Here is a 782-nt window from a genome sequence, read left to right on the forward strand (position 1 = left end):
AGCGAGAAGTGGCGAGAGGCTAACTTCAATTTTTCGCCAAAACTTGCTGCCCCACGATGCTTGCAAAATCGCAAATGTGATCAAGCAAGCCAAGTAGCTACTGAAAATGGCAGAGTAGAAAGTCAGCCCGATGGATGTCCAAACACCCTCCCAATCAAAAACAGCGTTAAAGCCATCCAAAGAAAAGTGGTGCAAGCCGATAGGAGGTACATAACCGAGCGCAGAAACCACCACTCCGAGTAGTCCCGGAATGGTAGGTAAAATACAAACAGCGATAATGATTAAATATAGCGCTCTTAACATGGGCTCTTATTAATTCCCGTAGCGTTTCAACCATTCTTTTTCTAAGGCAGATTGCCAACTCGGATGCGGCTCAGCGATAGATTTGAATTGTTGAGTATTTTTAGCCGAACCTGTTAGGTATTGGCTGCTTAGCACTGAAGGATCGCCCCAGATGTTAAGGTTACCTTTGCGAGATTGTGCTTCAGGGCTCAATAAAAAGTTTATCGCAACTTGCGCACCGGCACTGGCATTTGCGTTCCAAGGAATCGCTAAGAAGTGAATGTTTGAGAGTGCACCTGCGTCCATCGCATACGCTTTGGTGCTTTCTGCAAGATTACCACTCGATTGCGCAGAAAAAACCGCGTTTGGGTTAAAGGTAATCGCAAGATCAATCTGACCATCATCCAGTAATTGAAGCGTTTCAGCCGTCCCTCCTGGGAATTGCTTACCGCCACGCCAAGCAACTTTATGGAACTCATCTAGGTAAGCCCATAGCGGTT

At 46.3% G+C, this 782-nt stretch carries 2 pseudogenes; both read right to left on the reverse strand.

What is annotated here, in order from left to right:
- Positions 1–303, reverse strand: a pseudogene (locus tag R7Z49_RS24405) (thiamine ABC transporter permease); the annotation flags it as partial.
- Positions 304–312: 9 nt separating this feature from the next.
- Positions 313–782: pseudogene (locus tag R7Z49_RS24410) on the reverse strand (ABC transporter substrate-binding protein); the annotation flags it as partial.

The organism is Vibrio sp. 1562 (genome assembly GCF_033340155.1).
Lineage (GTDB): Bacteria > Pseudomonadota > Gammaproteobacteria > Enterobacterales > Vibrionaceae > Vibrio > Vibrio alginolyticus.